The organism is Frankia tisae (assembly GCF_025403405.1).
GTDB classification, from domain to species: Bacteria; Actinomycetota; Actinomycetes; order Frankiales; family Frankiaceae; genus Frankia; species Frankia tisai.
Genome location: NZ_JANEZT010000042.1, coordinates 13,072 through 27,416 on the forward strand (window position 1 = coordinate 13,072; position 14,345 = coordinate 27,416).

General features: G+C 70.5%; 6 protein-coding genes. 3 read left to right on the forward strand and 3 right to left on the reverse strand.

All coding sequences use genetic code 11. From position 1 onward, the window contains the following. Positions 1–11 precede the first annotated feature (11 nt). Together NBZ85_RS06575 and NBZ85_RS06580 are read right to left on the reverse strand one after the other, a co-directional pair. Positions 12–878, reverse strand: a complete 867-nt coding sequence (locus NBZ85_RS06575) for a prephenate dehydratase (RefSeq protein WP_261554469.1) — start codon at positions 876–878, stop codon at positions 12–14. Between the two features lie 20 nt (positions 879–898). Next, positions 899–3,613 carry a bifunctional acetate--CoA ligase family protein/GNAT family N-acetyltransferase gene (locus tag NBZ85_RS06580; protein WP_261554468.1) on the reverse strand — a complete coding sequence of 905 codons (2,715 nt, stop codon included), beginning with the start codon at positions 3,611–3,613 and terminating at the stop codon, positions 899–901. A 611-nt stretch (positions 3,614–4,224) separates the two neighbouring features. On the opposite strand from NBZ85_RS06580, the gene NBZ85_RS06585 reads away from it, so the two are divergent. Both NBZ85_RS06585 and NBZ85_RS06590 read left to right on the forward strand, forming a co-directional pair. Beyond that, on the forward strand, positions 4,225–8,061 hold the full coding sequence (locus NBZ85_RS06585) for a TM0106 family RecB-like putative nuclease (RefSeq protein WP_261554467.1): 3,837 nt from the start codon (positions 4,225–4,227) through the stop codon (positions 8,059–8,061). Positions 8,062–8,216: 155 nt separating this feature from the next. Further along, entirely contained in the window at positions 8,217–9,113 is an 897-nt protein-coding gene (locus NBZ85_RS06590; protein WP_261564974.1) for a helix-turn-helix transcriptional regulator, read from the forward strand. Positions 9,114–10,009: 896 nt separating this feature from the next. Here NBZ85_RS06590 and NBZ85_RS06595 read toward each other — a convergent pair. After that, positions 10,010–10,951 (reverse strand): lysophospholipid acyltransferase family protein, encoded by a 942-nt coding sequence (locus NBZ85_RS06595; RefSeq protein WP_261554465.1) that lies wholly within the window; start codon positions 10,949–10,951, stop codon positions 10,010–10,012. Between the two features lie 370 nt (positions 10,952–11,321). On the opposite strand from NBZ85_RS06595, the gene NBZ85_RS06600 reads away from it, so the two are divergent. Continuing rightward, a complete protein-coding gene (locus NBZ85_RS06600) occupies positions 11,322–14,153 on the forward strand; it encodes an MMPL family transporter (RefSeq protein WP_261554464.1) in 2,832 nt (943 codons plus the stop codon). Positions 14,154–14,345 lie beyond the last annotated feature (192 nt).

The following is a 14,345-nucleotide window of genomic DNA, read 5'->3' on the forward strand; positions in this document are numbered from 1 at the left end:
CCTGACGGAATCTAGGGTCCGGTGCGCGCGCCGATGTGTTCGCGTTCCCGGTATCGGCTCGCCCGGTAGACCCCGAGAATGCGGTGGTCCGCGTAGAACGAAAGTTCCTCGAACGCACGGGCGACGGCGGCGTCCTCGGGACTTCCCTCGATGTCGGCGAGAAACTGAGTGGCCACAAATTCTCCGCCGACCATGTAACTTTCCAGCTTCGTCATGTTGACGCCGTTGGTGGCAAACCCGCCGAGCGCCTTGTACAGCGCGGCCGGACGGTTGTGCACCTTGAAGACGAACGTGGTCACGATCGGTCCGATTCCGGACGCGGCACGCAGGTTCTCGCTGGAGAGGATGAGGAAGCGCGTCGTGTTGTGCTCCTCGTCCTCCAGGTCCGCACGCAGGATCTCGAGTCCGTACGACTCGGCCGCGAGCCGGGAGGCGATCGCCGCCCGGGAGGGATCGCCCGCCTCGCTGATTTCCCGCGCGGCGCCCGCGGTGTCGGCGGCGGCGACGGCGACGAGCCCCAGCCCGCGCAGCGCCTCGCGACACTGGGCGAGTGCCTGCGGGTGACTGTGCACCGTCTTCACGTCGTCGAGAGCCGCGCCGGGTATCCCGAGCAGCTGATGGCGGACGGGAAGAAAGTACTCGCCAATGATGCGCACCGCCGGCCTGGGCAGCAGGTGGTGGATGTCGGCGACCCGACCGGCGGTGGAGTTCTCGACCGGAATCATCGCGAGGTCCACCGCACCGTCCTCCAGCGCTTCGAAGCACTCGTCGAAGGTCTGGTAGGGGACCGCGTCGTAGTCCGGGTAGACATCCCGGCATGCGATGTGCGAGTTGGCTCCCCGCTCGCCCTGGAACGCGATCCTCTGTCGTGCGGTCATGCGTCGACCGTACCGGGCCCTCAGGTGCTGGCGGTAAACGCTTGCAGGAGTGTGCGTGACTCGGCCTCGGGCGGTAGCAGACGGATCCCCGCGTGCAGCAGCACCACGCCACGACGGCCGACGAGCACGGGGTCGAGCAGGATCTCGCCGATGGCCGGCAGCTCCTCCGCGATCCGGGCGACCCGGTGCAGGAGATCGGCCAGCGCTTCGGTGTCGGCGGCGGGCGCGCCCGACCCTCCGACCAGCAGCACGCTGCCACGGATCTGGTGGATCAGCTCCTCGGCGTCGCGGTCCGTCAGCGGCAGGGTGCGGGCCAGCGGATCGACGAGCAGGTCCGCGACGGCGCCGCCCAGCCGCAGCGAGAGCAGCGGGCCGACGGTCGGATCCTGCCGCAACCTCACGACGGTGGACACCCCGGCCGGAGCCATCGGTTGCACGAGCATGTCGCCGGGACCGACGGCGGCACGCACCGCCTCCCACGCACCGGAGAGCTCCTCCGGGTCACCCAGACCGAGTTGGACCGCTCCGACGTCGAGCCTGCTACGGAAGCGTTCGTCGGCGATCTTGAGGGCTACCGGCCAGCCGAGCGCCGCCGCCGCGGCCTGCGCCTGTGGCTCGTCGGTGACGCGAGCACTGGGCCACGTCCGCAACCCCACTCCGGCCAGCAACGTGGCCACGGCCGGTTCCGGCAGCCAGCTGCCGTTCTTCGGATGGCGCGCGATCTCCGCTCGGGCGCCGTCCAGGTCGATGTGATCCAGCGTCTGCACCCGGCCGTGATCCCGTGCACGCCAGGCGGCGTGGTCGGCGGCGCGGGACAGCGCCAGTGCCGCCGATTCCGGTGAGGAGTAGGACGGCACCGAACCTCGGCCAGCGGAGCCGGCCGCGTTCGCCACCGCCAGCGCGGCGGGCATGCCGTCCTGCCCGAGATAGGAGGCGAGCACCGGCAGGCCGCTGTCGGCGGCGACCTCCCGCACCGCGGCTCCGAGCCGGTCGACCTGGGCGTGCGGGGTGACAAGCGCGATGATCGCGTCGACGTCGCCCGAGGTCGCGACCAGGCGTAGCGCGGCGTCGAAGCGTTCGGGATCGGCCAGCGGGCCGAGATCGACCGGGTTGGTGGAGTACCGGTGGCCGAGGAGATCGGCGAGACCCGAGCAGGTCTCGTCGGACAGCGGGGGGACCTCGAGCCCGTAGGTACGGCAGGCGTCGGTGGCGAGCGCCGCGAGCGCGCTGCTTGTTCCCACGATGCCGACGCGTCGCCCGGCGGGCAGCGGCTGATGGGTCAGCAGCTGCACGGCGTCGAAGAGCTGGTTCAGGGTGTCGGCGCGGACCACTCCGGCGCTGGTGAACAACGCGTCCACGCCGGAGTCCGCGGACTCCTGGCCGCTCTTCAACGCCACGACGGGCTTGTGCCGACCGAGTTGGCGAGCGATCCGCGCGAAGCGCCTCGGATTGCCGAAGCTCTGCAGGTGAAGCATGATCACGTCAGTCCGTGGATCAGTCTGCCAGTACTCCAGGAGATCGTTCGTCGAGACGTCGGATCGGTCTCCGGCCGAGACGAAGGTGGACAGTCCCACAGCGCGCCGGGCCGCGTCGGTGAGGAACGTGCCGGCCAACGCGCCGGACTGGGTGAACACTCCGACTCGGCCGGCCGGAGGATCCCCGACGGCGAAGGTGGCATGCAGCCGGGTGGTCGGCGCGGTGTTGATGACGCCCATCGCATTCGGGCCGATCAGGCGCATGCCGCCGTCGCGGGCGATCCGGATGGCATCGGCAAGCAGGGCGCGGCCCTCGTCCCCGCCGTCCGCGAAGCCGGCCGACACGACGATGACACCGCGAACCCGCTTCCGCGCGCAGGCCCGCAGAACGTCGGTCACCCGCTGCGCGGGCACCGCCACGACGGCAAGATCGATCTCGGCGGGCACCTCGCGCAGATCCCGGTAGGCATAGACCGAGGCGACATGGGTGGCCGCGGCGTTGACGGGATACACCGCTCCGGTGAACCCGCTGCGGAGCAGCCGGCGGAAGACCTCATGGCCGACCGTTCCGGGCTCGCGGCTCGCCCCGATCACGGCGACCGCCCGGGGGTGCAGCAGCCGGTCGATGCTGCGGGATCCGTTCGGATGGTCCGGGCTGCCGCCGACCCGTCCCCGCCGCGCCGGGGTACCGCTCGGGGAGTCGTCCCCCGGTTCCACCGGGTAGCTCACGCGGATCTGGTTGCCGTCCGCGGGCGTGAGGTCGAAACCGACCGAACGCAGAACCTCCAGAACCCGCCGGCTGCTCGCTGGCACGTCCGTGACCAGGCGGCGCACCCCACCTGCCCCGGCGGTGTCGATGAGCGTGTCGATGAGCAGCGTGCCGAGTCCTCGCCCCTGATGCGCGTTCTCGACCAGGATCCCGAACCGCGCGTCGTCGCCACTGCCGATCTTGCTGTACTCGACCATCCCGACGACTTCATCGCCGACGAGGGCACCGAGCACCGCGGATGTCCGGCTGTCGGGCGAGATGACCCGCTCGGCGACCAGTGCAGGATCCGCCGTGGCGCTGGCCAGATCCGGGTCATGCGGATTCGCCTCGCGAAGGCGCAGCTGGAAGGCGCTCAGCCGGCCGGTGTCCGCGGGGCGCAGCGGCCGCACCGTGACCGAGCCTCCATCGGCGAGCACGACATCCGTAGATGCCGCGGGCTCACGGGCGGGTGGGAAAACCTGTGCCGACCGGTCCGGCCGGGAAGCTGCCATGGTGCGTCCTCCCGGGGCTCAACGCCCCCCGTCGCCAGGCGGTGTCGTCTGGCCGCGCGCGGCGGGGGCCTCGCATCGCCAGGTCGGACCGCGAGGATCGGCGGCGGCCACCCGCCCCACTGCATGATCTTCTTTACGCCCTAATCGTAGTACCGGCTCGTGACGGCGGGGTCTGGTCGTGTGCCCAGAGCGGCGGGAACGCCGCGGGAAATTGTGACGGCGACGGCATTCCAGGAGATTCGAGCCGGCAAGCGTGAGCTTTTCAATCACATTGTTTAAGTTTCCGTCACGTTGTTCACGTTTTCGTGGTCTCGGATCGGATCCATACGTTGCGTGGCGGCTTGCCTTCGGGGTGGGCGACGCCAGCTTCTTGATGTGACGATTGTCACGCAAGCGTTCGCTCCCTCTCCGCCCACCCGCGTGGACCCGGTGCACCTGATCGAGGTGGCCCGAACGGACGGGTCGCGTCAAGCTCGTCGACCAGGGTGACACCGGTTACCCGGAGGCGTTCACGCCGGCGCGCCGGTGATCCGGACCCGGTCGAATCCCGGCGCGGGGGCGCGGGACAATGTGCAACCGGACCGGTCGGATGATCCGGACAGGGTGGTGACGTGCAGAGGTTCGACGACCACTGGGTCGTCTCCGCGGGCGATCTCGTGGACGACGTCGAGTGCGGGCACCGCGTCGGGCTCACCCACGCGCTTGCCACCGGCGCCACCGCCGCCCGGGCCGTGCCCGAGGGCGCGGCGGGAGGGCTGCCTGGACGGCTGCGGATCAGCGCCCCGGACCCGACCGCGGTCCGCCATGGAGAGGCCCACGAAAGGCGTCTGCTGGCGCATCTGCGGCGGTGTTTCGGTGCCGGCGGGGTGGTGGAGATCCCTCGTCCGGCGGCGACCCTCGACGCTCTCGCCGAAGCCAGCGAGCGGACGCGTCGCGCGCTCGCCGCGGGTACGCCGGTGGTCTACCAGGGCGTGCTGTTCGACGGCTCCTTCCAGGGCCGTCCGGACTTCCTGATCGCGGCGCATCTCGACCCGAGGACCGGCGCGCACAGTGGGCCCGCCGCGCCGGGTCACTACGAGCCCTACGATGCCAAGCTTGCCCGGCAGGCCCGGCCGGGGGCGGTGCTGCAGCTCGCCGCGTACGCGGCGGCGCTACCGTCGGTCGGCGTGGCAGTGCCGCGGATGATGCACCTGCTGCATCCCGCGCGTGGAGCCGGCATGACAGCCACCGGCGCCCCGCCGGAGCCGGGCTCCGCCGTCGCCGTGGTGCGTTCGTTCCGGGTCGATGATGTTGCGCCGATGGTCCGCCATGCTCGTGGTCGCCTCGAGGCCCGGCTGGCTGCGCCGGCGGCTGTTCCCGACCCGTCGTGGGCGCCGCCCCGTCCGGAGTGCGCAAGCTGCGCCTTCGCCGAGCACTGCAGCGCGGGCCGGGCGGCGGCCCGCGATCTGTCCCTGGTCGCGGGGCTGCGAACCGAACAGCGTCGGGTGCTGCGCGGCGTGGATATCACGTCTGTGGAGGAGCTCGCTGCCGCGCGCGACGAGCAACGGCCGGCGGCGATGTCCGCTGCCGCGTTCGCCGGGCTGCGACTGCAGGCCGAACTGCAGGCGGCGCAGGATGCGACCCGCAGCGCGGACGACCCGCTGGGAACGGTGACCGCGCGGATGGTCGATTCCGCGGGCCTCGCGTCGCTGCCCGTGGCGGACCCGGCCGACATCTACTTCGACATGGAAGGCGATCCGTACGCGTTGGACGCCGCCGGCCTGGAGTACCTCTTCGGGGCCGTCACGCTGGCCGAGCCCGCGGGCGGGCGGGCCGTGGGCGAGGCCCCGGCGGAGGTCTTCCGGGCGTTCTGGGCGCACGACCGCCCCGGCGAGCGGCTGGCGTTCGAGTCCTTCGTCGACTGGGCCGTGGCGCGGTTGCGCGAGCATCCCGGCGCCCACGTCTACCACTACGCCCCCTACGAGCTCAACGCGCTGCGGCGGCTCGCGGCTCGGCACGGCACGAGGGAACGGCAGATCGACGAGCTGCTCGCCGGCAACCGGTTGATCGATCTCTACGCGGTGGTCCGGCGCAGCCTGCGGATCTCCCAGCCGTCCTATTCGATCAAGTATCTCGAGCCCCTGTTCTTCCCGGGCGCGCGGCAGGCGGCGGTGAAGAACGCCGCCGACAGCATCGTGGCGTACGAGTCCTTCCTGGCGCACCGGGACGCGGGGGAGCCGGCCGAGGCCGATCGGATACTTGCCGAGATCGCCGAATACAACCGGGTCGACTGTGTGTCGACCCACCGACTGCACCGCTGGCTACTCGGGTTGGCCCAGGCCGAGGGGGTCGCGCTGCGGGAGAGCGCCGCGGTGGATCCCGCCGCGGTGGGAGCCGATCTTCCCGGCGTTTCTGATCCGGCGTCGCCGGCCGGTGCCGATGAGGCGGATGCCCTCGTCGACGCGCTGGTCGCGGGGCTGCACCCAGAGCCGGCGTCCTGGTCGGCCGAGGAGCGGGCGCGGGCCCTGCTCGCCGCGGCCGTGGGCTATCACCGGCGAGAGAACAAACCAGCCTGGTGGACCTATTTTGCGGCGTTGACCGCCGACCAGACGAGCCTCGAGTCGGCCGACGACTGCGCCGTGCCGACCGGGTGGGCCGTGATCGAGGACTGGGAGGAACCTTCGGGGCGACGCCGGCGCAGCCGCCGGCTACTGCAGGCGCGCGTCGACCCGAACCGCCCGCATTCCTTCGACCGGGGCGAGTCCGTGCGGCTGCTCTACCCGGGTCGGCCGGGCGCCGTCGCAGCGACCGCCGACGCCGTCGTCGAACGGGCCGCGCCGCACGAACTGCTCCTGCGCGAGAGCGCGGCACCGGACGCGGTCAGCCCCGCGCTGCCGACGGCCGTGCTGCCCGGCCCGCCCGTGCGGCCCGAACCGAAGCCCACCGCGGTCCGTGAACTTGCCCGCCGGGCCGTCGCCGCGCTGCCCGGGCGCCTACCCGCGGAATCGGCGACGGACCTGCTGCGTCGTGAACCGCCCAGGCTGGCAGGCCGGCGCGGCGGCCTGCCAGCTCCCGCCGAGCACGGCGACGACCAGGTCGCCGCCGTGCTGGCGGCGGTCAGTGCGCTCGACGGCTCCTACCTGGCGGTGCAGGGACCGCCAGGAGCCGGCAAGACGTACCTGGCCGGCCGGCTCATCCACCATCTGGTCGCGCAGGGGAAGTCGGTGGGAATCTGCTCGACCAGCCACAAGGCGATCGAGAACGCCATGCTCGCCGCTACCGGCCACCCCCCCGCGCCCGTCGCCCACGCCGGGCCGGATGATCCCGGCGGCACCGGCAAGGCCGAGGGCACCGACGGTGCACCGCCATGGCGCCCGATGGTCGCCGCGGCCAAGAAGCAGCGCTCGGGCGCACCGGCCGACCCGGCCCACCGCCCACCCTGGGACACGCCGCGCGATCTGCGGGCCCTGTCAGCATGGCGGCAGGCCCATCCGGACGGTCATCTCGTCGGCGACACCGCCTGGGCCTTCGCCAACCCGGCGCTCGCGGCCGTGCCGTTCGATGTCCTGATCGTCGACGAGGCCGGCCAGTTCGCGCTCGCCGACACCCTCGCGGTGGCCGGCGCAGCCCACAACCTGGTCCTGCTCGGAGATCCGCAGCAGCTACCGCAGGTCGTGACGGGAATCCACCCCGAGGGCGCGGACGCCTCCGCGCTGTCGCACCTGCTGGGCGATGCCGAGGTGATCCCACCCGAGCTCGGCTACTTCCTCGACCGGACCCGCCGGCTGCACCCGGCCGTGTGCGCGCCGGTGTCCGCGCTCGCCTACCGCGGCCTGCTGCGGTCCCACCCGATTGCCGCGACCCGTGTCGTCGCCGGCGTGCCGGCCGGGTTGTACCTGCACGACGTGGTCCATCGCGACAACGGCACCCGCTCCGACGAGGAGGTGTCCGCGGCGAGTGCGATCGTCCGGCACCTGATGGGGCGGATGATCATTGATGGTGCGGGTTCCCGCCCGCTGGCCGGGTCGGATGTCCTCGTGGTCGCCCCGTACAACCGTCAGGTCCGAGCGATCGAACATGCGCTCGAGGCGGCCGGCCTGACCGGTGTACGGGTCGGCACGGTGGACCGGTTCCAGGGCCAGGAGGCGGCCGTGGTAGTCACGTCGTTGACGACCTCCAGCGCCGCCGAGTCGCCGCGTGGGCTCGACTTCCTGCTCTCCCGTAACCGGCTCAACGTCGCGCTGTCCCGGGCCCAGGTGGCGGCGGTCCTGGTGATGTCGCCGGCGCTGCTCGACAGCTCCCCCCGCAGCGTCGCGGAGCTCCACCTGCTCGCCGGGCTGGCCCGGCTGCGGGCGATGGCACGCACCGACCTGTTCGCGGCGCCGGCTCCCCGTACCGGCGAGCCGGTGACCGAGGGTGCCCGCGTCTGTGGTGGGCCGTCCACGCAGCTGGGTCTGCCCTTCTCCTGAGGTCGGGTTCGGGTCGGCAAACGCAGTTACGCCCGAACCTACACCGACTCTCGGACAACATTCGGCGTCATGCCGTTTGTGCACTTATTTGTGCTTATCGTAAAACGGATGCTACGATTCTCAACGTCTTCTACAGGTCGGGGAAGGGGACGCTCGTGACAGTGGACGTGTCGGCCCCCAGTCGCGTGCAGATAGTCCTGCCGCGGGCGATCGCCCGGCTGCGCGCTTCATCGGGAGCCCATCTCACATTCGGTGGAATAGTCACACCACATTCCGGTCGTTTGACCGTCACCAACGTGGACGGACCCGTGCCGAGCGGACTGCTCGGTCACTCCGTTCCACCCGGGACGGGAATCGGCGGGCAGGTGGTGCGGCATAGCCGCCCGGTCGTCATCAACGACCCGGCTGCAGCGAGAAGAGTTCTTCGCTCCACTGCGCCAACGATCGACAGCAGTGAGTTGGGAGCGATTCTCGCGGTGCCGGTCTGCATGGACAGCGTGGTGGTCGCCGTGCTGTACGGAGCCATGCGAACCGAGGTGCCGTTCACCGAGGCCGCTATTCATGCGGCCATCGCCACGGCTCGACTGATGGAACGCGAGCTGGGCGCAGTCGCCACGCGTACGGAGCCGCTGTCGGCGGTGGTGCCTCCAGGGCACCGCGCGTCGCCTACCAGAGCGGTGGGCGCCGTGCCTCTGCCGCGTTCGCCCGGCCAGCCACAGGAGAGTCTGCGGCTGGCCTACCGGGAGCTTCAGGAGGTCACCGAACATGTGTCCGACCCGTTGCTACGTGGCCGGATCGGGGGCGTATCGGAGCTGCTGCGCGGTCTGCTTGATCAGGAGGCGAAGGTCGGCGGCCGGTTGGCGCTGACCCCGCGTGAGCTCGAGGTACTGGCGCAGGTCGCACTCGGCCTGTCCAATGTCGAGACCGCGCGGCGCCTGACTGTTTCACCGGAGACGGTGAAGGCGTATCTGCGCAGCATCATGCGCAAGCTCGGGGTCCGTAACCGGACCGCCGCTGTGCATGCCGCTCGCCAGCTGGGCATGCTTCCCTGACCCGGTGGCCGCTCCCGGGCTCCGTCCGGGAGGGCCGCCGGTCCGGCGAAGCCGCCCGCCAGGATGCGGCACGCATCCTGGCACCATTGCTGTGAAGTCGGCCTGGCTCCCGCTCGGGGTCGCGCCTCATCCTGCACCGGCGGATCCGGCCCCACCGGATCCGCCGGCGCAGGATGCGTCGACGGTCGTGCGCCGGGTACGGGGGCCACGGTGGTGCGCCGAAACCAGTGATTCCCCGGTCCAGACCATGGACCGGAATAACCGCCGTCTGCCCAGGCCTGTCGCCGGGCGGGATGTCGTGGTCCCCTCAGGCCTGCCGGCTCCACCTGGGCAGTCCTGATGGCAGGCCCGGCGGACCGGGCCGAACGGCACGAGCCGGCGATCGGCCGGCCGCCGCCAGGTTGATCAGCGTGGCCGCCCTCCCTGACGTCCCGAGACCGTCGGTGGCGCCGGAGGGATCCGCAGACCTGGGAACGACGGGCCGACCGGTCCGACAGACGCGTGACCTGTGGTCCCGGCATCGACGCCTGAATCGGACTGCTCTCACGTGCGCGGCCCGATGGTGCCCGAACAGTCGGGACCGGACCGGCCGCGGTCGAGACCGTCCCCGGTGCATCCATCTGTGGCTGAACCTGGAGGTCCCCGGCGGATCGAGCTCGTGGGGCCGGGCTGCCCGGTGTTGGTTGCCGACCGGCGGCGTCGGCGACCGTCCGTCGGTCCGTTGAAGTGGCTGGACGGAACCCGTAGCGTCGGCGTCCGTCCGCGAGGTTTCACGCGGGCATGCGCGGGGCCGGTGCGGCCCGCTCCGCCGCACCGGCCCCGCTTCGTCCATCCGCCGCACCGACCAGGGAGATGCGGCGGAATGGACGTCCTGTTGTCAGCCGATCATCGGATGGTCATCGGCTGACAAGTCCCAAGGAGGCCTTGAAGCGCTCGGCGTAGATGTCCGCCTGGCGCTGCCCGGACAGTTCCTGGATGGACTTCATGATCTGCTCGGTTGCCGCCCGCTGCGCCAGTGCGGTGCGTCCGTCGGTCATGCGCGGGAAGGTCAGCGGCTGGCCGAACCGCATCTGGACGCGGCCGGAGCGGGGTAGCCGCCGGTCCATCGGTAGGACCTGGAAGGTGCCGACCAGCCCCACCGGGATGACGGGCACGCCGGTCTCCAGTGCCAGCCGCGCCACGCCGTGCTTGCCGCGGTACAGCCGACCGTCCGGCGATCGGGTCCCCTCCGGAAAGATCGCCAGCAGGCCGCCCCGGCTCAGCACACCCGCGCCGGCCTGCAGCGCAGCGGTTGCCTTACGGCGGTTATTGCGGTCCACGGAGATCTGGCCGGTCGCGGCGACGAACATCTTCCCGGCCATGCCTTTCAGGCCCGGCGTGGTGAAGTACTCGCTCTTCGCCAGGAAGGTGATCCGCCGGTCGGATGCCACTGCGAGGAACGCCGCGTCGAGCGCCGAGAGATGGTTGCTGGCTATAATGGCAGGACCATCAGTCGGAATGTTCTCGAGACCTTCGACCAGTGGATGCCAGAAAGCCTGGCATATCGGACTCAGTACCTTCTTCATGCAGACGTACGAGATTCTCGACCAGGCGTCGGCCCGGTGTGTCACCGAGGCCGCGATCGTGCTGCCGCGCTGTGCGGGCACGAGTTGCGGAACCGCGGTGTCGACCTGTCCAACCAAGGTCTGAACCTGTGGCATTGCCGTACCACCTTCGAGATTGGCCCCCCGGCATTCCCTCCCATCAGTGGTACGCCGCCGGAGCCGATCCCCCTCACGCGATCCGCTCGACCATCGCCCGGGATTCCGGGCACTGAATGCCGCCACGTCGGCGACCACACTTTTCCCTACCCCCATACGGGGGTATTTCGGAATCGACGACCGCGGGGAGGTCTAGTTTTGAGGTAGCGACCCGGGACGTCCTCGCCGTGCTGCACGTCCGACCCTGCGGCCATCTCGGCGCCGTCGTGCGATCACCGGGCTGCCGGGAGATCCACCGTTGCGGGGGATCCTCGAAGGGAGCGTCATGCCGTCGTTCGCCGATTCGGCGCAGGAACGCGAATCCCGAACTGATCGGGTGGCGTATGCCGCGCTGCCACGCGAACGCGACGAGGAAGACGAATGGGTGGGCCATCTACCTGCGGAAACAGGAACCGGTGGCGCCAGCCCACCACGAGTGTCGCGCCGGGTTATGGCCTCGGTGGCCTCCATGGCCGGCGTCCCGGCGCCGCCGCGTTCCCTGTTCACGGTGGCGGCGGACGTGGCGGTGCTGCACCGTGGCCGACTGCTCGCGGCCGCCTGCCTGCTTGTGGTGGTGCTGCTGCCGTGGAACGCCGGGATCTACCATCAGCTCGCCACCGGCGGCTTCTACGCGCCGGGGGACGCGTCGACCCAGGCTGAGCAGCTACTCGACGCCGAATTTCCCGACGCACCGCCGAACGTCGCCGTCATGCTCACCTCGGATGAGGGGATCGACGGCCCGACGCCGCTGCATCTCGGCCGCGAGCTCACCAGGCAGCTGGCGGCAGAGTCCGGGGTGACCTCCGTCCTGTCGTACTGGCTGAACGGCTCCCAGGCCGGCAATCCGCTGCTGCGTGCGAAGGACGGCCACTCGGCGCTCATCGTGTTCCGGCTCACCGGATCCGAGGATCACATCCAGGATCGGCTCGGCACGCTGCACAAGCGCTACTCCCACGTGGGGCCGGGCGTGCAGGTCCGCTTCGGCGGCGCCCCCGCGGTCATGCGCGACGTGACCGAACGCAGTCGGGTTGACCTTGAACGCGGGGAGATGACCGCCGCCCCGCTGGTCTTCCTCGTTCTGCTCTTCGCTTTCGGGACGGTGGCGGCCGCCCTTCTACCAGTGCTGGTCGGCGTGGTGTCGGTGGTGACAAGCCTGGCGCTGCTGCGGCTGGCCGCGACACTCACCGACGTCTCCGTCTTTTCGGTGAACCTGACCACTGCGCTGGGTTTCGGCCTCGCGGTTGACTACAGTCTGTTCATTCTCCGACGGTTCCGGGAGGAGCAGGACCGTGGGTTGTTCCCGGGCGCGGCGCTACGTCGGACGCTGGAGACGGCCGGGCGGACGGTCTTCTTCTCCGGGGTGACCGTCGCGCTGTCGCTGACGGCCGCGCTCGTCTTCCCGCTCTACTACCTTCGCTCGTTCGCCTTCGCCGGCATCATCGTCGTCGTGACCTCGGAGATCGCGGCGCTGCTCGTGCTCCCCGCGGCGCTGATGGCCCTGGGGGACCGGCTCGATCGTGGGGATATCCGTGCTGCGCTGTCCCGGTGGCGAGGTGGCGGGGGGCGCCAGCCGGCCGGTGCCCGTCGCGCGGGTGGGCATCGCTCGCGTGAGGTCTCCGCCGCCGGGCGCGGCTGGACGGCGCTGGCCCGCCGGGTCATGCGGCGGCCGCTACTGTACGGTGGCGCGGCCGTCGCCGTCCTGCTGATCTGCGCCGCGCCGCTTCAACACCTCAATCTGGCGCTGGCCGACGACACGGTGCTGCCGGCCGCCGCGGAATCCCATATCGTGAACGACGCGATGCGTGACGATTTCATCGTCTGCCTGCCCTGCCAGATTCCCATCGTCGTGCCAGGGGTGGACGCGCGCGACCCGGTCAACGCCGCCAAACTGAGCGACTATGCGACTCGGTTGTCCGCGCTTCCGGGCATTGCCCGCATCGACACCGTGACCGGCAGCTTCACGCAGGGAAAGCGGATCGGTGAGGTACCGAAGGCGCCGACCGGATTCGTGGGCACCCATGGCGGCGCCTGGCTGTCGGTCTGGCAGGGCGACACCTCGCCGGTGTCCGAGCAGGCGAAGGACCTGGTCCGGGAGCTGAAAGCGACCCCGGCGCCGTTCGATGTCCGCATGGGTGGTCTCGCCCCCCATTTTCTGGACACCTCGCGCACCATCCTGCGTAGCCTCCCACCTGCCTTCGCAATTGTGCTGACCGCCACCTTCATCCTGTTGTTCCTGTTCACCGGAAGCGTGCTGCTCCCCCTCAAGGCGATGTTCCTGAACACGCTCAACCTCGCCGCGACGATCGGTCTGCTCGTCTTCGTCTTCCAGGAGGGCCACCTGCACGGCCTGGTCGGGGACTTCCAGGTCTCGGGAACGCTCGAGATGACGAGTCCGGTGCTGATGTTCTTCATCGCGTTCGGGCTGAGTATGGACTACGAGATCTTCCTGCTCGCCCGGATCCGCGAGGAATATCAGCGCACCGGTGACAACAAGGAATCCGTGGCCATCGGGCTGGGAGTGACGGGGCCGCTGATCACCAGCGTGGCGCTTGCCCTTGTGGTGGTCATGGTTGCCTTGTCCACCTCCCACATCAGCATGATCAAACTTGTCGGGGTGGGCCTGACCATTGCGATCACACTCGACGTAACCGTCGTACGGGCGATTCTTGTGCCGGCGTTCATGGCCTTGGCCGGCAAGTACAACTGGTGGGCCCCGGCGCCGCTGCGACGTCTGCACGACCGCTTCGGCCTGCGCGAGGACTCCGGTGAGACGGCGGTCGTCACGGGTCCAGGCAGCGGTCCGCAGGCGGCGCCGGGGCTGGCCGAGATGAACACGCCGACTGGCCGCGGGGGCCGGTACGGCGTGTTGGCCTCCGGTCTGCCCAGCACCGGCTCGACGGGGCAGGCGCGTCTCGGCACGGGGCCGCGGCGCGAGAGGCAACTGCCCGTCGGCAGGACCGATCGGACGAACGGTGTCGCCGGTCGAGAGGACGACGACCGCCAGCTGCCGGCGCTACCGTCGTATGCGGCATACCTGACCAACGGCGGCCCGGCCGTGGGCGGACAGCCCGACCCAGAGCTCCGGATGACTACCAAAATCACCTATCAGCGAGGTCGTGCGGAAGCCGCCCGGTGGGAGAGACCCGCCCCCGCGCAGACTCCAACCTGGCATTACTTCCTGCGCAACAGGTGGCAGGCCGACGGCGGCGCCCCGCCGGTCGTGACCGGCACTCGCGGGTTCGTCATCGATGGCATCGAGGTGGGCGGTCCCACGGTGCTCGACGCCGACGCGCACCAGTGATCCGCCGATAGCCCGCCCAGGCTGGACCGGGGCCTTCGCCATGCCGGTCGGGATAGTTCCCGCAGACCACACGGCCCGGTCGGCCCGGTCGAACCGGTCGGCACGTAGATACGTAGGGTAATACTCCGATGCCGTAGGGTGCCTGCTGACCCGACCATGTGAGCACGGAGGACGCCATGCCCGCCGCCGACC